Below are 18,365 nucleotides of genomic sequence, written 5' to 3'. Positions count from 1 at the left end.
CCTCGGGGTAAACACATACGACAATTCCAATATTTTCTCTATCGTCGGTTCATATCTCCAATAGGTTTCAAAGTCCTCGATAAGGTCGTATCCAAATACGATTTGCCCGTATATGCCGATGATATGTTGCTGAGACAATTCTTCCAAAGTGTTTCCCCCTTCGCTCAGATTGAGATGACATAAGAGTGCAGCTCGTTTCTCAGGACTCATCTCCAAGATGTCCGGTATCTCGTCAAGAGTAGTTTGTTTCTGTCGAAAGTTGTCAAGATACATTGTGACCTGATCATGACTGAGCGCGACACCCCAGCGTTTACTCAGTAATTCAACGGCAATCTGCTCCTGATCCGAAAGTGGCGATGTAGTCGGTGGATCCGGCATTGTACTTACCATTGCTACATGATGGGAAAAGCGTGGCTGGCAGTTCGATTTATATTGTATCCGTTCCACTTGTAGCTACTGAGGCTCTCAGTTGGTTCTATACTTGACTCTTGCCGAACTCAGTGAAACAGTACTACGTTCTTGTGTAGCACATTGCTGATGGGCTACCGTCTTGCGATTTTCGGTTGCGTGAATTGAACCGTGAACCATGGTAGAGGTCCGTAGAAAATCAATTAGCGTTCCCGCTCAGCTAGTGACGACTATGTCAACTATCTCCTACAGAAGATCGTAGACGGGCGTGTTTTTATGACCTCAACTACTGATTATTGTGCCGTGTTGAATAGGTGCTGAGTCACGGTTAGAGTGGCTTACAGAGCGGTTCTATGTTGGAGATGGCGAACATAAGGACAATTTCACGGAACTGCCGATACCAGCCCAGCGCTCGCACGGCATCGCCGAGCGAGCGCTTCGTCGTCGAATATGAAGTCTCGGCCATCCAGCGCTGAGAGTAGCCTTTTGCCCGGATGAGCGCGTTGTGTCCTAGCGTCAACGGCTTTGACCCACGCTGTAAGATGAGTGGCTCGACGCCAAGCGCGTAGAATTCGTACTTCGTGACCCAGTTGTGGAAGGCTTTGTCAGCAGCCACGGACAGCAGGTCGTCCGCGTTCCGGCGGACGACCTGCGGCCCGGTCTTCGTATCATGTTTCCACCGGGCAGAGATATGTACGTCAAGAACGGCAAGCGACTCTCTATCGGTTAGTGTCGTGACTTTCAGCGTTTGGACGTTACTTCCCGACCGCTGGCGATAGTATGACGAGGCCGAGCGGCGGTCAAAGAACGTGCTGTCGAGTGCTGCGTGGCCAGACTGCGGGTGCTGCTGCGCTGAAACGCGCAGCAGCGCCCGCCACACCCACATTTTCAGCCGATCAAACGATTTGTAGATGGTGCTGTAATCCGGTAGATTGTCCCGATCTAAGTCGAGTACATCACGAATCTCAGCCATGTAGTCCAGCCGATTCGGCGTTTCGCGGTAGCTGTGGTCTTCTTCGAGCCGAAAACAGTGCAGGACGACGTGCTTCCAGCGGGCGAACCCGCCGCTGGCGGGCTCGCCCGCGTGTTTCCCCAACGCTTGTTTGACTAGGTGCCGACACTGCTCAACGAAGTCGAGGAGATCGACTTCCATGGACAGAATCGATTACCTCGGCTTCGCCCTTCTACACCGTGATATAAGCCGATTAGATCGCTATTCAACACGGCAGATTATTGAGGGCCAGTAAGTAGTCTATTCAGATTACGACCTCCCTCTTTGCTAAAATCATGACTTTTAGATGATGAAGACGAGCGTCTTGAAGACACCTTAGAAAAAGAATATGACGAATTTCCGCCTCTTGGATGGTAATCTTCATGAGTGTACTCTTCAGACAAGCATCTTCCCCAAGTACCGTTGAGAAGCTTAAATTTCACCGTTTCATCTTTAGACTGCTTATTTATTTTTCCTAAATTGATAATATCACTGTCAATATGAGACGGCGGGGTTACAAGCGCATTATCATTGTTACTAAACCGCTCAACGACGCCAACGTAGACTTCGCCTTTCTGGAGGGCGGAAGCTTCGGAGAGTTTCGTTGCCGACGAATGCGCGCTTTCCTCTTCAGAGCCATCTGAAGTTTGTGTATCGGCTGTCTCGCCAGAAGATGACAATGAACGATTATTTCTGTCTCGTGGATTATAACCGCTATATGTATACCTCTCAGTCAAACATCTCCCCCACCCCGTTTCAAGGAACTCAAACTTTACTTTCTCACCTTTTGACCCTTTACCAATCGGTCCCAGATTGACGAATTCTCTATCCATATGCTTTGGTAGCTTTAGATTCGCATTGCCACTATTGCTAAATCTGTCAACGACACCAATATAGATTTCACCCTTTCTAAGAGTAGAAGCGTTAGTAACTTTTGTCGCCGATCCCTCCATCTCAAATTCCTCATCGCGGTCCCCTTGCCGAAGAATACGTGGGCCGGGACACCAGTTTTGTGTCTGTGATTCTTTGTTAGAGAGCCATTCTTTATCAACCATCGTATTGAGAGTGTCGCGGATAGTTCGGATAGTTACTGATTCGGAGATCATACTCTGCATCTGATCTGTAGAAAAGCATTCTTTCTTCATAGCCCGATCAATGGCATTACTCCATATTTCATCTCTTCCAAGATGTTTGGTCATATTTCTATGTTTTTAGCCTTCTTGAAGAGTTCTTCTAAAACTCGGGAAACTGTCACACACACTCACGGATACTGAGGACGGAACCTAACAACATGCGGTGTTGAACGAAAGACGGCAGCAGAATAGATGTACTGGCATTCAACTTTCAACCAGCAGCTACACTCTATCGGCTGATTCTGAGACCAGACGATCAATTTCATCTGACAACCCGATATCCAAAATATCAGATTCACATTATGCCATCTGTAGTATAACCTGGACGATAGCGATGCCTCTCTTGGATACGTTCAGAGAAAGGCCACAGGCGACGAGTTGGGGCTCGTCGCCTGCGTGAGGCTATGCATGTTGCACTTGTGTGAGTTCCTGGAACTGGCCATGCCAGCTCCGGGAGCGGAGCTCGTCGCCGTCTTTCAGTATCGCAAACACGGTAATGCTTCAGTGTCGGATGACGCCTGTCTGACTTAATCTTAAGATTAGGGCTAACCTTAGCTCTGGATGTACATGGCTGATCAGTTCACTGCGGCACTCGACGATGTCGAGGAGTCCCACGCTCGGTACGCCGAGCAGTTGGGATTCGTCGAAGGCCGGACACCGTTCGCGGCGGAGTCGCTTCCCGACACCCGTATCGCGGTTCGGGTCAACGACGATCTCCTCCAAGAGGTCGCGTCGCACATCCTCACCCGTGCCGGGCACGTCTCGGTGATCGACAAGCGTGGGGCGGGCAAGACTCACTTTCGAGAGCTCGTGTACGACGCACTGAGCGAAGGCCCCCGCAGCGACGAGTTTGCCATCGCCCGCATCCGCGAGGTCGAGAGCATCACTACACGCCGGCTCTACACGCGGCTGCTGGACGAGCTTTCCCAGTACGACGCCTTGGACGTTCCCGAGACCTACCCACGGGCGACCGATGAGGTTCGGCAAGTGGTCGAGGGTGTCTCCGAGCAGTTAGAGGAGGCAGACCTCACGTGTATCGTCCAGGTGGACCAGCTCGAGGACGCAGCGCGGAACACTCGCACCTTCGAGCAGCTGCTCGCCGGCCTTCAGAGCATCGGCGATCTCGGCGAGACCGGACCGGCGTTCATCCTCTTCCTCTTTGGGACGCCCGAAGCGGCCGATCGGATCGATGAACTGCGGCAGACCCTCTCGTCGAGACTGGTCGCGAAGAATCGCTCGCTCGAACGCTTCGGGTTCGCCGAGACTGAGGAGTTGATCGCTCGGTGGTTGGCGTGGGCCCGAGACGAGGAGTATGAGGAAGGGTATCTCTCGGACCCATACACTGCGCCGGCGATCCGGACGATCGTTGAACGCTCGGATGGAACGCCCCGCTCAGTGCGCCAGCAGTGCTACCACGCCTACCGTGCCGGTGCTCGGCAGTTCGCTGACGACGAGGGCATTGAGATCTCCGACGAGACGATCGAGACGTACGCCTAAGCTTAAGATTAAGATTAAGATTAAAACTATGAGCGACAACCCAATGTCGGATGCTTTCGACGCAGCGGAGGAAGAGCAGAGCGCGGAGAACGACGTCGACGCTACTGGTAGCTTCGATGCAGACCAGTACCTAGAGGCGCTGAATAGCGACGGTGCGCCGAAGGAGAAGACGGTCGGCATCGCGGTGACAACAGAGATGCACGCCTTCTACCACGAGCTCCAGAACGCTGACGAGGTTGAAGTGAACCCAGCACAGTCAGTGCGGGACCACTTGGAGAAGCTGGCGCACCGGCACCCGGAGGTGTTTGAGAAGGCGATGCGGAAGCTCGAAATCGAGCGTGAGTTCTGAGACTACACCGTAACGCTCGTCCACGAGCATCGCTGGGTGTAGTCGTCGAGGACGGTGATGAGCGGGCAATGGTCAGCGCCCACACGAAGGCTATTATCCGTCTCGGATGGTGGTGTCATTTTATTCCGTCGAGCGATCTAAGTGACGGCTGAGGTGACACCTTATCAGACGCACATCAGGCCGAGGGTCTAGCTCAGGATTCGACGATCTAAAGCTCATCATCTTCCTCGGAGCTGTGGCGATCGCAGTCGGGGTACTCGCTATCTACACTCTGCTTGTCGCCGGGTATGTCGATGCAGTCTATCCGTAGTTACGCCCGACACCACGCTCCTGAACGCTCAATGTCCGAGAACTAGTGGAGAGTCGGACTCTCGAAGAGAGGATTCGTCATACTGATCCAATATGCGGCATTAATCAGCAACAGTTGGAACATATTAGATCAGACAATTACGCTGTCTATTGTATACACGTTAACGCGAAAACGCGAAAACGCGAAAACATGAATCAGCCATTCAGCCACTCAGTCTCACGTTCACACGATATGAAGATATTACACGTTGAAGAATTAAGTACTTCTAGACAGGTGTTCTATACGCCTCGGGGATAAGACAACTCGGGGTAGAAACAAGATCCATGGCTAGTCCCATCCATATCGTCGGCGGCGTTGCAGCCGCCCTCGGTGCTAATGAGTTGTACAAACGCTGGAAGTACAGTCCACACGATCGCTACGTACTCAAGACCCACAAGAAGATAGCCGACGCGATGGGGGCCGACGCCTCGGTATTCGTTGATCTTCCTGGGAGGGGTATTGGTGGCACGAGGGGTGTTGTTGACGATCTCGGTGATCTCAAGCCCGACCTCATTGTCAGCGATTTCCCGGACAACTTCATCATAGAAGTTGAGGGCGAGGAAGGCCTTCGTAACCGCGACCACGTCGTCAACCAGCTTAACGACTACCGCGCTAACGGCTACTCACGCGCTCTCGTCGTTCCGGATGATGATGACAACATTGCAATTGCTGAAGAGTATGCAGACGCCGCGGAGGGTACAGTCAACGTTGAGACACCGATTTCACTGGGTAATTCCCTGCTCTAAGTGGTCGAGCTATAGATTTAATCTTAACCTTAACATTAGACATTCAGGGCATCTTCTGCCCGACCACGAGTCAGATTTACAATATCTCAACACATTCAATGAACATGACCGACGAGGATTCTGCCGAGCACCTCGCCAACGAGATCGACTCCTCCAAAATCACCCCTGAAACTATCTCGCTCCTCGCCGGGATCGACATTCCAAGCCCCACGCAAGAGCTTGCTAAAGCTCTCGCCAACACACCCACATTGAGCCCTCCTGCTCTCAAAATCCTCGCTGAAAACAACGCATTGATGATGGGAATAACGCAGGAACCACAGCAGCTATCCCGCACACTAACCGCCTTCACCGAACTAACGATCTACCCAGAAATTGATGCGATGGTATCGATGTCTTCCATCGCTCACCAACCAATTATCGACGCCCTCACAGCCCTCAACGACCTCCCCGTGAACGTCTTCTCTACTGCAGTAACTGCGTCCACGATCAGTGCGAGTACGTCACTATCACCATCACCTTCCAGTACTGAACCAGTCATCAAGTCGGGCCCTGAGCAGACAGTCGACCCAACCCATACCGACGTAGACTACGACCTCCCACAGTCGGCTTACGTCAACACTGCCTTTGCTATTGGTTCGTACGCAGCTCACCAAATCGATGGGCTCAGTGAGGAGGAGCAGAATTTTGCTGCGTACTTTATCGGGGGCTGCATAGCATTTGGCGTTGGGTTCATGTTTCTAGGATTGCCTACTGCGCTTCCGTCAGCAGCATTTGGGGGTGGTGGTGCATGAGTTTCTGTGGCCGCCTGGCGAGGTAGGAAACGACGGCTAGAGGAGGACGGTGAAACCGACGATAGCTAATTCGGTTCTGTTGAAATTCTATTAAAACTCACACCGTCTCGAAGTGGTCGTACTCGCGCTCAGTCGTGAGGATAGAGGAGTGACGGAGTCGGTTCCGGACATCGTATAAGGTGTTCCCATCCTCGACACGCAGCATCCTCCACGCGACGCTGTGACGGAGCGTGTGAGCGGAGACATCTTCGGGGTGTCCTCGCCCCGAGAAGCAGTACGGACGAATGTCAGCGCGCTGAGCGGCTCGCTGGACGACGTCGTTGATCCCTTTCCCAGTCATTCGACCTGCCTTCTGGCTGGATACCAGCGCTGGCGCGTCTTCGACGCGGCCTTCGAGGTACTCTTGGAGCGTCGCGACGGTCCGTAGCGAACCGTCCCGATCGAGCTGGAAGGTAACGGGCGGTGGGACGCTGTCGTTGGGGTAGTCTTTCTGGACCGATGTCGGGAGCCGAAGGAGTCCATCCTCAAGGTCAAGCATTGCGTGGTCGGAGCGGGAGAGCTCGCCACGCCGGAGGCCGGTGTCGTAGAGGAGGGTGATGATCGCGTCGTCGCGGGTGGGGTGACGGCCCTCACGAGTGGCGTCGCGCATCGCTTCAACCTGGTTGGGCTTGAGCCAGTGTTTGTCGTCAGCCATCTGTTGGTGGTGCCTCAGCCGCTGTGGGCTATTAATGTTCGTTTCTAGTAACAGATTCGAACATTTCTCACGTTTGGACCGAACCAACCGCCTCCAGTCTAGTGGTTTTGCTTCGTGGAAGGCCTTCTTCAAGGTACCAACCCTAGGGGTTGTGTGCCGACCAGAGCGGGCAAAATACGGTTTGATAAACTGGTGAATGATATATGATATCTCAGGGGGCAGTCGCGAATGTGAATTAATCTTAACCTTAATCTTAGGATTAGACCGACGGCCTCTCCCGGACGAGGAGCTGCTAGCCGGGGCGAGAGACGGGCGTCACTACTTCGTGGTCATCACCTATCTAGAACTCTGCCACCATCACCCTCATCGTCCCGTGGTTTCGATCTTAACCAACGATCGGCAATATGACCGCCAACTGTTGGTTAATACTGAGCGGAGCGGCTTTCCCGGACCACACGGATCGGTGTGTATGGGCGATATCTTCCGCGTCAACTGCCCGGGCTGTGGACAGGAGAAGGGCTCGATCACGACGCATCCCGGCACCGTTGGCATCCACTGTTCGTGCGGGGTCACCGCAACCGTCGACATCGGCGCACAAGAAATAGACGAATGGTGGGAACGGGAGGACTGACCTACCGGAGGTCGACACCTACGTTTATCCTTCACGCCGGGTAGAACGTGGTATGAGCCGTGAACTCTCCGACGCCGACATGATCTCGGACGAGGAGCTCACCGAGCTGCTCGCCGATGCTGAGGGGACGACGCCCCAGGAGATCGAGCGCGGCGCTGCTAAACTTGAGATCGCACCGCCTGAAAGGGCGACCATCGTCGATGTCGACAGGTAGCACTACTATTTCGATTTGTTTTCAGCACCACTGAGCAACAGCTACAGCTGGATTCACTGATTGGCGGTTCTATGCTCAAAAACAACTCAGATCGGCCAGATAGCGGTCACCGATGACAGTCACTTCCTTGGAGATTCACACTTTAGTGTTGGATAAGACTGTCACCGCGGAGTTCTCGTAGACATCTACCTACTGGCCATCGTACCAGGGGGGCGCACCGAACGCCTCAGCGTAGCAGTCCGGGTGGCAGGGCTCTTTTCGGTTGTCGGGCCACGCCTGATCGAGTGGAACCTGCTCTCCACAGAGCCCACATTCAGCACTGTGGCCGGCCTGACGGGCATCCGGCGAGAGGTTCTTCGTCTCGGTGTAGAGCTCGTGTAAGGCCCACGGAGTGAGGCGAACAGCGACGCGCTCGGCAGCTGTTGGATCCCCTTCCGACGTTGCGGCCGAGAGCGTTAGAACCCAATCGTCGCCCGGCTCCCCGTCGGTCGCAGGCCCGAGTGCGATCGTTGACGCCAACTCGTCGTCGACGTAGAACCAGTCGGCATCTCGATCCACGTGGTAGTGCCCGTCGGGCCGAGGATTCTCAGGGTCGACGTCGTCAACCATCTTTATCTCAGTACTCAGGCGTTCGCCTTGCGCTCCCGTCCCGACGCCGATGTGAGCGGGAGGTCCGCGTCAATCTCGTCGTACCACACGACGGGGCGCTTCGCGCTGCCGTTCTCTTCGAACTCGAGGAGCCCGTAGTCGGCAAGCTCGTTCACGTTGTCGAGGACCTCTGGTGGGTTCCGGTCCACAAGGCGAGCGAGTTCACGGATGCTCTCTGGCTCGTGCTCAACGATTGCTTCGAGGAGTTCGAGGTTGGTCGACCGAAAGACGCGACCAAACGTCTCGAGGTCCTCGATAGACAGCGTCGGCTCACCGGGTTCGACGTCGTCGCCGGCGTCAATCGCTTCGAGCCGCTCCTCGAGGCCGCTACGATCCGCGGACTTGATCTGGACGTGTAGTGTTCGGGTCATGATGTTGTGGGGTGGGGCTGGGGTTGCGATCGTGCGTCGATCAGCATGCTTGGGAGGTTACCAGTCGATTCGTTTCTCTGGGGGCAGCGCCGCTCGCCACGCGCGGAATATCTCTGTGAGTCCAGGATAGTCGATCTCGAACGTCTCCGAGCCCATGTGGAGTTCGTGGACGCCGTGATGGTTGTCGAACCGAATGATCGGGTCTTCTGCGCCGGCTTCACCGTAATGATAGGCGTACTTGATGCCCTCCTCAAACTTCTCTGAGGTAGGGACTGAGAGTACCCGTACCCGGGCGACAGTCCCGTCGGCGTAGGCTTCGATCTCGTCTTCGAGTACGGTGACATCATCGCTCATCCACGCCTGTGTTGAGGGAGACAATACCGATAAGTGTTAGGGTGAAAACTAACATAAAATGAGCCGTGAAGCCTCAGCCGACGTCAGCATGGTCCCGGACAAGGAGCTCGCGATTATTGATTAAGAGTCGTCTCGGTGTTGGTTAATACTGCCTTCAGCGACGACGATCTACAACTGAGGCTACCGGCTGTCGTCCCACGGGGGCACACCGAATTCTCGGGAAGAAATCAGCGGTATCGCTCTGGCAGATAGAAGACGACCTGAACGGTTGAGCCGAGGTTATGCCACGATTTCGGGAGGATCGACACCTCAAGCCTCCACTCCGCAGCGAACTCGAAGATCCCGAACCAGAGGTTGTGTGGTGGCTCTTGTGAATCCAACCGCTCGACGTTGCCGGGATAGAGATGCATCGAGTAGACTGCTGGCTCGCCGCTCTCGTCGTCGAGCCAAATTGTCGAATGGTCATCTGCTGGCGGGCTGTGAGGCGGCCCAGTTGGGTCGCTGTCGGCTTCGAGTGGTGAGTGTAGATACTCGGCGTCACTAGTGATGAGACGACGTATACAGGCTGTCTCCGCAGGCTCATCGAGGTTGAACGCTTGGGTGAAGGCATCGCGTTGATACTCGCCCATGATCGCCTCGAGTGCCCGCCAGATGTTGTCCCACGCTGGGTCGTCTGGCTGGTGATCGAGGTATTTGTGGACGGCCTCGCGCAGCTGCTCGTACTCGTCCCACGCCGGGACCGGCTCGTTCGGGCCGGGTGTCGGCCACTCAAGATGGCTGTCGTCCTTGCGATAGTCTCTCAGTGTTCGTCGACGTAAGGTTTGAGGAACGTCGGCATGGCATTGAGGATCGTATCTCGCTTCTCCTCTGTGTAGCTATCATAGATGCCGATGATGTCCTCTTTGCTGTCACCACGGATGTATTTCGTTAGCGCAGTGTGCCCCTTGCTTTCGTTACCACCAAACTGGCTCTGATAGTGGCTCGTTGCCCAGTGCCGCCAGTAATGTGGGTTGAGGTTGTCATCGTCACCGGCACCATACCAGTAGCCTAATTCCTTCGCTCGTAGTGCAAAATGTTCACTTATGTGATCCCCTGATAATCTCCTACCCTTCGTTTGAGTGATAAACAGTGGATCAGTCGGGGATTCTGGTTGTGGTCGGATCGTCAGATACCAGAGTAAAGCATCTTTCAGTTCCGCATCAATTGGATATACAGCATTGGTCTTGGTTTTGTTGCCGGTGTTGCGTCCGGTATCAGACTGCCGCTTATCAGCACGGAACGAGATGTGATCAGGCCACTGTCGCAGGTCAGGGTGAACAGTCCAATCACAGCCGGGATGAGATATATGGATGTTCTCGATATCCAGATTTGAGATACCACCAACTCGTCGGGTGTATTTCGCTAACAGGAGTTGGACTGATAGCCACATTGGATGACTCCATGACCGGACAACTTCACGGGCATCTTCTAGTGGGATAAGATATGGATTTCTCCCAGTCGGAGTATCCAAAATCCAATCGTTGTTTGTCTCTTTGACTTTTTCTTCGACTTTTGTAAATGGATTTATTTCAACCGACTCAACTTTCTCAGCACACCACCCATACGCCTGTTTCAAGTGGCGGTATGTGTTTTGTTGTGTGTCCGCTGCAAACTCCTGCTGAAGCTCGATCAAGAACTCCTCGGCCAGTTGGGGAGTTACCTTTCTGGGTGATATGATGTCATCGTAAGTGACAGCGTTGATTTTGATGTCCGACCAATGACAGTCATATGATTGGCTGTCTTTCTGTGTAGCTAAAAACCGCTCAAATCTATTTATTGCGTCTCTAACACTCTTTTTTGTGTCTTCTGTGGATTCGTTATTTTTTGTTCTGGCTTTACTGTGCCATTCGTTATACCAAAACCGGAGTACGTTGTCATCTGGATCAAACGTATCGAGATAATCTCCATCTCCAGCAGACATCAGGGCTCTCCCTCAAGATAGTAGTTGCCACGGTTGTCATCTTGTACTGGGCTACTTGGGTCGTCTGATAACTCTCCGAGACGGTCTACGAGGGTGTTCTCAAACTCCTGTCGTAGCAGTTGTATAGACTCATCAAATCCCTGTTTGTTAGACTCGCCTTGGTCTAATTGACCGATAAGAACAGCATCAGACAGGGCTGCTGCGGCCTCCTCTGCGCTATCATGGTTGGCGTGGGTAGAGGTGTTCGTATCGGTCGTGCGGGGATCGAGCGCAGCGATGTTGGACTCGCCAGCCTCAAGCATCGAGCGGATATAATCAGACTTCGAGGCGTACTCGCTTTCCTCAACGGCTTTCTCTATCTGTTGGTTCTGTTCTTCGCTGTAGACCGTAGTTAGTGGCTCTGTGTACTTTCCCATTGGTTTGAGTAGCGTTTGGTAGCGTTTGGTGTTACAAATTTAGTTGTAATCTAATACAGTCTAACAGTATAGCTCTTCACTAATAAAGATAGTTATGTAATTGGATAACTCAATCTAATAGCAACTCTGATAACAATTAGAGGTAGATTTGACATTACTAGAGTTGGAGACTATTTTTTGACATGGGAATCGCATTACAGCGTAGGGGTTATTATTAGTATTAAAATTGGATACGTGGGTGGTATCTAACTGTAGTAACATAATATCGGTTTTCGTCTCTCACCTTAATAGTCTAAGTTAGGTTGTATTAGACTGAGTAAGACTTACCCGTTTGGCTCACACATTCTCGGAATATGAGCGAGTCCGAGCAGTCGGAGTCAGCCGGGGTCGTCAAATGCTCTAAAGATGGGGTGGTCGTCATCCCCGTTGAGGTCCGCGAAGTCCTCGGCATCAAAAACAAAGAGTCGTATCTGAGACTCAACGATATATCGGTCGCGGAGATCGTCGATGACGGGGGTGACGCCTAGAGCTGACGCTGGTTGCGGCGAGTGGATTGGGGCAGAGAAATTGGATCTACCCCACTCCAGGTGGACTACCTTGGCCGGGCTATGTCCACCTCTTCCTTGTCGTCCCGGGTATTAGGGTCTTACTGTTACTGGACCTGACTCCACGGGCTGACACCGTAATAACCCAAGGTGATGAGCCGTGAGTGTTGATAGCACTGCCACGGCGACGTCAGACCTGCTTATCACCCTGGTAGCTTCGAATCTATCGTTGGGGGGCTACTGTGAGTAAACCCGCCGATAGCTCTCCGATGGAGACCGGATCGTCCAGTACGACCCCTAGGGTTGACGCCGGGATCACGTACTCGCAGACACCGAGTCTTGACGGAATCGTTGTTCGCGAGCCGGAGCCGACTGCAACCGGACTTTGGACGCAACTCACGGATCCGTGGAACGGTGCCGGCCTCGCTGGGGCAATCACTACGGCCGTGCGCGAACTCGTTACAGATGAGAGTCCTGTTGAGGTTCACACACTGCTTGATGACCTCGTCGGCGACGCGCTCGACGGAGCACTGGCCAATGTCCTGCGCTCTTTGACGGCGAGTCAGTCTCGTCGTCGATTTTGGAAGGCTCTCGTGGTGTTGCCCCAACTGGGAAGTGGCCGACCGATGGGCTGTCGCTCTGACCTCGATGACATCCACGCAGCGATTGCGCCGCTCGTCGAGAGCACACACACGCCGACTATCTCGATCCGGTTGCCTGAGGGATTCCGTGAGGTCGACACAGAGACGCGCCGGTCGTGGTGTCGACTCGTTGCTGCGCTCAGCCAAGCAGCTGATGTTCGACTGGTTTGCTCAGGCGTTGATCAGGCGTGGCTTGCCCACCATCATCGCGACGATCTCCCTGGTGTTAGCAAACGGTCGGATGTACGTCTAAATGAGGATGTCCTCACGGCTGCGCTGGACGTCGTCGACGTTGGCAGTCGCCACGCCCGGACGCTTTCCCTGCTTGCCGACGAGGACACGGAGACGCTCGCTTACAGCCGGCTGTACAGCGCGTTCAGTGTGGGGCACTCGCGTGTCCGGCAGGTTATCGGTGACCTCGCTGACGTCGACCTGGTCGCGACGTACGGCTCATCACGGAACCGGCGTGTCGAGTTAACAACGGCTGGACGCCAGTTCTACGAGACAGAAATCGCAGTACAGCGGCGACTTGGCGAGCGCGTTAGAGAATCCAGAAAACTCTGCAATGATAGCCGTGTAACCTCGCGTACACACGGGGAAGGGGCAGACAGCCCTCAGACCGCAGCACCCAGCACCGCTGACCGCCACCGCTTGCCCTCGCACCACGAAACCCGCTACATGAGTCGTCGAGCAGCGAGTACAGCCCTTGGAACCGCGACTGAAAGGGGGATCTCGGTAGTCAACTACCCGATTACCCCACAAGACGACCGAGCCGAAGGTCGCTGGCACTCTGAAGACGATCATCTCATCGTTACTGCTGAGGGCGACAACTCCCTTCAGGTGTGGACGACGTTGGCGTTAGCGCTGTCCGATTACCGGACCTTCGACCAGGTCCTCACCAAACAGCGGCTTGAGGAGTATGGTGTACTTAACATGCTCAAGGACGGGAAAACGGTTCTTCGCGGGATGCGAAACATCGGCTGGCTTCCTGATAAGATCAACTCCTATGACGACCTCCGTGAAGCGTTCCTCGGCGCTGCGAACGAACTGGGCGAACTCACGAAAAAATACGCCGAGGCTGAAGACGACGACCTCCGTGGCCCAATAACACGGAACGCCCTTGGACTGGCCGGTTCGTTGACCCACCTGCTCGACCTCGTCGACGTGGAGCTCACCCGTGTTCTGAAGCTTCCCGAGTTCTCCCGGCGGTTCGAGGATGACCGTCGCGACGCTTTGTTCAGGTCACTTGCTATCGGCTCAGCGATCGGGAGCCGCTACGGTCACCACGTTGCCTACCGACAGCTCTTCGAGGACCGCTCTGACAAGCGACGGCAGGCGTTCGACCCGACCGTCGACGCTGCCGACCCGTGGGCTCGACTGATCGGTTCCTGGACACTGGTCGGGGACTTTGCCGGGCAGACTGAGGCTGTTGCCGACGCTCTTCGCGAGCACTTCGGCGGCCTCGACACCCATGATGATGCCCCGGAGATCGCCATCCGCAGTGAAGTTCGGACCGAACCGACGCGCCGACAGGTTGCTGAAACCGCCCGGCGGATGCTCGCGACCAAAGACCTCCGGCTTACTCCAGAGGCGACGTCCGTGCTCCACGGCCTCGCTCGAACTCCATTCGATGTCGCCGATGCGCTTCAGTACCTTGCTGACGACAACGAGGGCCGTCGTGTCGATGCTGCTGAGGTGCGCTACGCTCTTGCCCAACTAGAGCCGGGGCGACTCCTCCGTGGGTTTGACAGCCGGCGGACCACGCCTCGAAAACTCGTCTCAGCCCTCCTCGAGGCTGAGCGCCCAGTCACTGATGCCGAACTCGACGAGCGGGCCGATGTCTCCAGCCGGTCGCGACGAGAGCACCTTGCCGATCTCAACGAGGTCGGCCTCGTCGAGGAGACAGACCGGGGCTACCGGCTCTGCCTCTCGTTCTCTGATGTCGACGGGGATGACGCCGAACGCTACACCGACGTGTGGCCGGCACTCGTCGCCGATCCAGAGACGCCTACAGTTCACGTTGCCGCAAAAGTGCTCCGGGTCGGTCGTGAGCACCACGGACCGGGTGATACCGTTGAGACGGTGGGGTGGCCGTATACTGGCGTCAGTGATCCACCAGACCTTCGAGAGCTCTCGACACCGCGGCCATATCTTGACGATGTCCTTCCAGCGCTGTGGAGTGTCCGTGTTCGCTCCGAGTACGTTGACGATTTGGGCGTCGCTCCTTCGATAAGTACTGCTCCCCTTCGCGCTGGACCGCCTATTGACCAGACAGCGCTCCAGAATGTTACTGATGGAGACGCTACTGGATGACAATCTCTCAGTTTGTTTTTCGGATAATGGCTAACCCAGCGTTGAGCGTGTTAGCTCTACGTTTGGTCTATTGGCGGCGAATTAGAAGTCGCCAGGATCGATATCTCCGTCAAGATACTGCTCACCAACCTCTGTGATCGCGTAGTATCCTCGCTTGACGCGCTTGACAAAACCATGATCCACAAGTTCTGAGAGCCGACGGTTGACTTCACTCCGCGATTTGTCGATATTGAACGCGATGACTGAGGGTGACAGAACCAGCCCAGATGTTGCTAATGCCTCGAGAATTCGGTCGTCGATTGGCATTTGCATCCACGGGGCTGGCTCTCTCACGTAGGTTCTCCTCTATTTCACACCACTCTTTTCAACCGATATATCAAGTGTGATAACTATTTGATGAAAATAACCTCACTAATAGATGAGATTTTTATATCTATTCTACATATACCTGTTCGTGAGCCATGGCATCACACAGTAAGCCTCTGATCCGAGAAGTAGCCTGGAATGGACTCATTCAACAGATGGGTTCAGCAGCTGTTGAACTACCTGATGAACAACCCCTTATCGGGGCTAGCTCCAGGTCGATAGCGAGGTGTGAGCGATGACAGAGAACTGCTCTCCAAATCCCGATGTAATCAACCCCGAGATGAAATTAGAAGATATTCGCTACAGGGTAAATGCCAATACCTGTGACGGACATGGCCGGTCAACTGCATCTGGACGAGGATACAACGCTGAACGCCTCTTTAATGCCATATTTGACGAGTCTGGCACCGCTTTCCGCGGGACAATTGATTCACATATTGATAGTTATGTCCCTGGTGAGATAGCCTACGATGTTGAGGTCAAATCCTGTGTCGCTCGCTATCAGAGTAGTACTAGCGAGCCTGGCCGATATGGACAGTTCCGAATCTGGAAGCATCATCACGACCAGTTGATAGCTGAAACCTCACAGTTCGATTCACGCACACCGATTTACTTTTTTGTCGTATATTCAGTCAGATATGGGATCGAAGAAGAGGTAGGGAAATTACTCGTACCTGCTGGGGTAGTTGACGATGTGCTTGATAACTGGTCTCTTGAAGAGCACGTGACGATGGGCGAACAGAGGACCCGTCAGATATCGTGGCACCTCCTACTGAAGCGATTAGGCGTTTCGGTAGATCGATTCAAATCGGAGGACCTTATCGACCTCACAGATGAGTGACTCACGACTCACTCCAGTTGCGTTCGACATCGAGACCTCCGGATTCGATGCGGACGCTGTCATCACCGTTGCTGGGTTCGCGCACGGTCTCGGTGAATCGCTTATTCTCAATACTGGCGGCCACAGCGAGGTTGATCGCAACACACTGGTGAGGGCGCTTGATGAGGAGTCAACTGGGACAGCCCAACTCGACGTCGTTGCTGACGAGGGCGAACTCCTCGAGGCGGTCGCGTCGTTTGTCACGAACCAACTCGATGGTGACACCCACTACGTGACCGCATTCAACGGTGAGACGTGGAACGGTGGGTTCGATCTCCCCTTCTGTCGAACGCGATTTCTCCAACATGGACTACGATGGCCCTTTGGCGATATTGCGTACGCCGATATGATACAGGTCGTTGACCGGTTCAATACCCATGGCCACAGTGACCTCGTTGGTGTGTATGATGTTCTTGTTGGTGACGAGACGTGCGACCCGTTCGACGATAGCGCTGAAGCCGTTGACGCGTTCCAGACAGGTGACTGGCTCTCGCTCTGTCAGCACAATCTGGCCGATATCCAGCGGACTCGAAAGTTAGCCGAACTCGACGGGCAGTTTGTTGCCCGGTCGGATTTCAAGATGAAGAACCTACAGCCACCATCTCGATGAAGAATTCTCCTAGCAAGCGCATTGTGGGACTCATCTCCAGGGCTTGACCCCGAGACACTGCTTGCTTATGTGGTAGGTGAGTGGGCGGATACTGATTCACGAGTCCCTCGTGAGTTCAGACAATGATACTCTTTACACGAAGTCATCAAGTGACGTTCCACGTGTCGTATCACGAGAGCTTGATTCCGTAGACTCACTCGCAGGCTGCGGCATCTCGATCGTCCCGGACGAATTGCCGAAATTAAGGAAGTTACGACCAGATTCGGAAATCGGCGGTTGAGTCAGCTCTCCGGAGTCACCGGCTGTCCAGTCTTTCACCGCTTCGACAACAGTCGGTGCTGTCCCAGTCGAGATGTGGTCTGCGCTGAGAACGATATTTTCCTCGAAGCCTGACGGAGCCTGCTTCTGTTGGAAGGCCAGTTTTTCGATGGTTGTAGCGTGACCCGGTGGCGTATCCTTGTCGAGGCCTGACCACGCGGTCTGTATCTGATCTTCGAGCGCCATCACCCGTCCCCGAGCGATTCCATCGTAGGATGTCAGATGGAGATCTTTCACCGTTACCCCATCCGCAAGCTGCTGAGTAAACGTCCCTACCCACACCGGTTCTTCGTGTGGTGTTGCGTTGTACAGCTCACCGATCGCCCCAATCGCTTCAGAGAGGTTGCTAGCAGTTGTTGAGAGGTGTGCTACGTCGATGTCCGCTCGATCTTCGATCAAGTCCGCATTGATACCTTGGCACCAGAGCCACGTCATCACGGCTGCCGTCATCGACGAGTTGGACTGTTCATAACCGTGTCTCTCCAGTAACTCCCACAACGGATTATCCTCACTGGGCGACTCGCCAAGATCGCAGGTGTATGAAACCGTCGCAAACTCTTTGATTAACCGTTCAGGCGAGATTGGGTGGTAGTTCTCGAGCATCCTGACAACGCCCTTGAGCGCGTCAGGCGTGGGTTCAAGCCGGGTCGCATGGTCATACTCGAAGACAGCCTCACCAAGTTCAGTTGGTGTAATCTGATTGTCCGACTGGTAGTTGATGAAGCCCTTCTCGTCGAGTTCCTCTGTGAATCGAATGACCTTCTGGGCGACCTCATCATTACCGAGAGTCGGAGTCGCGGATGTCGACGTGCCCTGATAGAACCCGTACAGCGTCATCGAGACGAACTCGATCAGTTCATCGAGTGTATTCCACCCACTGACGACAAGTTCAATCAGGAGCCAGCGTAGATTCGTGTCAGCGTTCTCTGCGTTCGAAATGTATTCATCACTCGGGAAGTCATCGGGTACAGGGCCGAAGTGCGACCCAATTGATTCAAGCGATTTCTCTTCGACTGGCGTTCCGAACTCGAAGTACTCTTCGGCTTCTTCATCTGTGTAGATGGGATAAGCATACGCCTCCTCCATATCTCCACCCCGGCCAGCCCGACCGATCCATTGTCGCTAGTTGTCCACTCTGGC

22 protein-coding genes are annotated in these 18,365 nt (G+C 54.3%); 10 read left to right on the top strand and 12 right to left on the bottom strand.

Features of this window, described 5'->3' with window-relative positions:
- From ACP96_RS15610 to ACP96_RS18905, 3 genes are all read right to left on the bottom strand, one after another.
- Positions 1 to 378, bottom strand: a 378-nt coding sequence (locus ACP96_RS15610) for a hypothetical protein (RefSeq protein ID WP_154020510.1), incomplete at its 3' end; no start/stop codon positions are given.
- Positions 379 to 736: 358 nt separating this feature from the next.
- Positions 737 to 1,561 carry an IS5 family transposase gene (locus ACP96_RS15605; protein WP_050034033.1) on the bottom strand — a complete coding sequence of 275 codons (825 nt, stop codon included), beginning with the start codon at positions 1,559 to 1,561 and terminating at the stop codon, positions 737 to 739.
- Positions 1,562 to 1,638: 77 nt separating this feature from the next.
- A complete protein-coding gene (locus tag ACP96_RS18905; protein ID WP_154020509.1) occupies positions 1,639 to 2,598 on the bottom strand; it encodes a hypothetical protein in 960 nt (319 codons plus the stop codon).
- A 501-nt stretch (positions 2,599 to 3,099) separates the two neighbouring features.
- Here ACP96_RS18905 and ACP96_RS15600 point away from each other — a divergent pair.
- The 4 genes from ACP96_RS15600 (at position 3,100) to ACP96_RS15585 (ending at position 6,264) form a co-directional block, all read left to right on the top strand.
- On the top strand, positions 3,100 to 4,029 hold the full coding sequence (locus ACP96_RS15600; protein ID WP_050034034.1) for a hypothetical protein: 930 nt from the start codon (positions 3,100 to 3,102) through the stop codon (positions 4,027 to 4,029).
- 28 nt (positions 4,030 to 4,057) lie between these two features.
- The gene (locus ACP96_RS15595) at positions 4,058 to 4,378 is read left to right on the top strand and encodes a hypothetical protein (protein WP_050034032.1); all 321 of its coding nucleotides are present in this window, start codon (positions 4,058 to 4,060) and stop codon (positions 4,376 to 4,378) included.
- Between the two features lie 633 nt (positions 4,379 to 5,011).
- On the top strand, positions 5,012 to 5,473 hold the full coding sequence (locus tag ACP96_RS15590; protein WP_050034031.1) for a hypothetical protein: 462 nt from the start codon (positions 5,012 to 5,014) through the stop codon (positions 5,471 to 5,473).
- Positions 5,474 to 5,577: 104 nt separating this feature from the next.
- A complete protein-coding gene (locus tag ACP96_RS15585) occupies positions 5,578 to 6,264 on the top strand; it encodes a hypothetical protein (RefSeq protein WP_050034030.1) in 687 nt (228 codons plus the stop codon).
- A 97-nt stretch (positions 6,265 to 6,361) separates the two neighbouring features.
- Here the strand turns inward: ACP96_RS15585 and ACP96_RS15580 are convergent, their stop codons facing one another.
- Positions 6,362 to 6,958 (bottom strand): tyrosine-type recombinase/integrase, encoded by a 597-nt coding sequence (locus ACP96_RS15580; RefSeq protein ID WP_050034029.1) that lies wholly within the window; start codon positions 6,956 to 6,958, stop codon positions 6,362 to 6,364.
- A 469-nt stretch (positions 6,959 to 7,427) separates the two neighbouring features.
- Between ACP96_RS15580 and ACP96_RS18900 the strand changes: the two genes are divergently transcribed.
- Both ACP96_RS18900 and ACP96_RS19385 read left to right on the top strand, forming a co-directional pair.
- A complete protein-coding gene (locus ACP96_RS18900; RefSeq protein WP_154020508.1) occupies positions 7,428 to 7,589 on the top strand; it encodes a hypothetical protein in 162 nt (53 codons plus the stop codon).
- A gap of 52 nt (positions 7,590 to 7,641) precedes the next feature.
- Complete coding sequence (locus tag ACP96_RS19385) at positions 7,642 to 7,803, top strand: hypothetical protein (RefSeq protein WP_154020507.1); 162 nt, start codon at positions 7,642 to 7,644, stop codon at positions 7,801 to 7,803.
- A gap of 189 nt (positions 7,804 to 7,992) precedes the next feature.
- Here the strand turns inward: ACP96_RS19385 and ACP96_RS15575 are convergent, their stop codons facing one another.
- The 6 genes from ACP96_RS15575 to ACP96_RS15555 all read right to left on the bottom strand — a co-directional run bounded on the left by ACP96_RS15575 (position 7,993) and on the right by ACP96_RS15555 (position 11,552).
- Positions 7,993 to 8,412, bottom strand: a complete 420-nt coding sequence (locus ACP96_RS15575) for a hypothetical protein (protein WP_050034028.1) — start codon at positions 8,410 to 8,412, stop codon at positions 7,993 to 7,995.
- A gap of 14 nt (positions 8,413 to 8,426) precedes the next feature.
- Positions 8,427 to 8,822 carry an HVO_A0114 family putative DNA-binding protein gene (locus ACP96_RS15570; RefSeq protein WP_050034027.1) on the bottom strand — a complete coding sequence of 132 codons (396 nt, stop codon included), beginning with the start codon at positions 8,820 to 8,822 and terminating at the stop codon, positions 8,427 to 8,429.
- A 57-nt stretch (positions 8,823 to 8,879) separates the two neighbouring features.
- The gene (locus tag ACP96_RS15565; protein ID WP_050034026.1) at positions 8,880 to 9,176 is read right to left on the bottom strand and encodes a toxin-antitoxin system TumE family protein; all 297 of its coding nucleotides are present in this window, start codon (positions 9,174 to 9,176) and stop codon (positions 8,880 to 8,882) included.
- 227 nt (positions 9,177 to 9,403) lie between these two features.
- Positions 9,404 to 9,805: a hypothetical protein gene (locus ACP96_RS15560; protein ID WP_237561696.1), complete on the bottom strand. Its 402-nt coding sequence runs from the start codon at positions 9,803 to 9,805 to the stop codon at positions 9,404 to 9,406.
- Between the two features lie 170 nt (positions 9,806 to 9,975).
- A complete protein-coding gene (locus ACP96_RS18895) occupies positions 9,976 to 11,136 on the bottom strand; it encodes a tyrosine-type recombinase/integrase (RefSeq protein ID WP_154020506.1) in 1,161 nt (386 codons plus the stop codon).
- Positions 11,136 to 11,552 (bottom strand): hypothetical protein, encoded by a 417-nt coding sequence (locus tag ACP96_RS15555; RefSeq protein WP_050034024.1) that lies wholly within the window; start codon positions 11,550 to 11,552, stop codon positions 11,136 to 11,138. Before ACP96_RS15555 ends, ACP96_RS18895 begins: the two co-directional genes overlap by 1 nt.
- A 353-nt stretch (positions 11,553 to 11,905) precedes the next feature.
- On the opposite strand from ACP96_RS15555, the gene ACP96_RS18890 reads away from it, so the two are divergent.
- Both ACP96_RS18890 and ACP96_RS18885 read left to right on the top strand, forming a co-directional pair.
- Positions 11,906 to 12,079: a hypothetical protein gene (locus ACP96_RS18890; protein ID WP_154020505.1), complete on the top strand. Its 174-nt coding sequence runs from the start codon at positions 11,906 to 11,908 to the stop codon at positions 12,077 to 12,079.
- 287 nt (positions 12,080 to 12,366) lie between these two features.
- Entirely contained in the window at positions 12,367 to 15,051 is a 2,685-nt protein-coding gene (locus ACP96_RS18885) for a hypothetical protein (protein WP_154020504.1), read from the top strand.
- A gap of 81 nt (positions 15,052 to 15,132) precedes the next feature.
- Here the strand turns inward: ACP96_RS18885 and ACP96_RS18250 are convergent, their stop codons facing one another.
- A complete protein-coding gene (locus ACP96_RS18250) occupies positions 15,133 to 15,363 on the bottom strand; it encodes a winged helix-turn-helix domain-containing protein (RefSeq protein ID WP_202593979.1) in 231 nt (76 codons plus the stop codon).
- 289 nt (positions 15,364 to 15,652) lie between these two features.
- Between ACP96_RS18250 and ACP96_RS18880 the strand changes: the two genes are divergently transcribed.
- Both ACP96_RS18880 and ACP96_RS15545 read left to right on the top strand, forming a co-directional pair.
- A complete protein-coding gene (locus tag ACP96_RS18880) occupies positions 15,653 to 16,258 on the top strand; it encodes a hypothetical protein (RefSeq protein ID WP_154020503.1) in 606 nt (201 codons plus the stop codon).
- Complete coding sequence (locus tag ACP96_RS15545; RefSeq protein ID WP_050034022.1) at positions 16,251 to 16,907, top strand: hypothetical protein; 657 nt, start codon at positions 16,251 to 16,253, stop codon at positions 16,905 to 16,907. Before ACP96_RS18880 ends, ACP96_RS15545 begins: the two co-directional genes overlap by 8 nt.
- A 132-nt stretch (positions 16,908 to 17,039) precedes the next feature.
- On the opposite strand, the gene ACP96_RS15540 is transcribed toward ACP96_RS15545, so the two are convergent.
- Entirely contained in the window at positions 17,040 to 18,311 is a 1,272-nt protein-coding gene (locus ACP96_RS15540; RefSeq protein ID WP_050034021.1) for a hypothetical protein, read from the bottom strand.
- Positions 18,312 to 18,365: the final 54 nt, after the last annotated feature.

This window comes from Halorubrum halophilum (assembly GCF_000739595.1).
Taxonomy (GTDB): domain Archaea; phylum Halobacteriota; class Halobacteria; order Halobacteriales; family Haloferacaceae; genus Halorubrum; species Halorubrum halophilum.
This window is presented reverse-complemented; position numbering and strand designations above follow the sequence as displayed.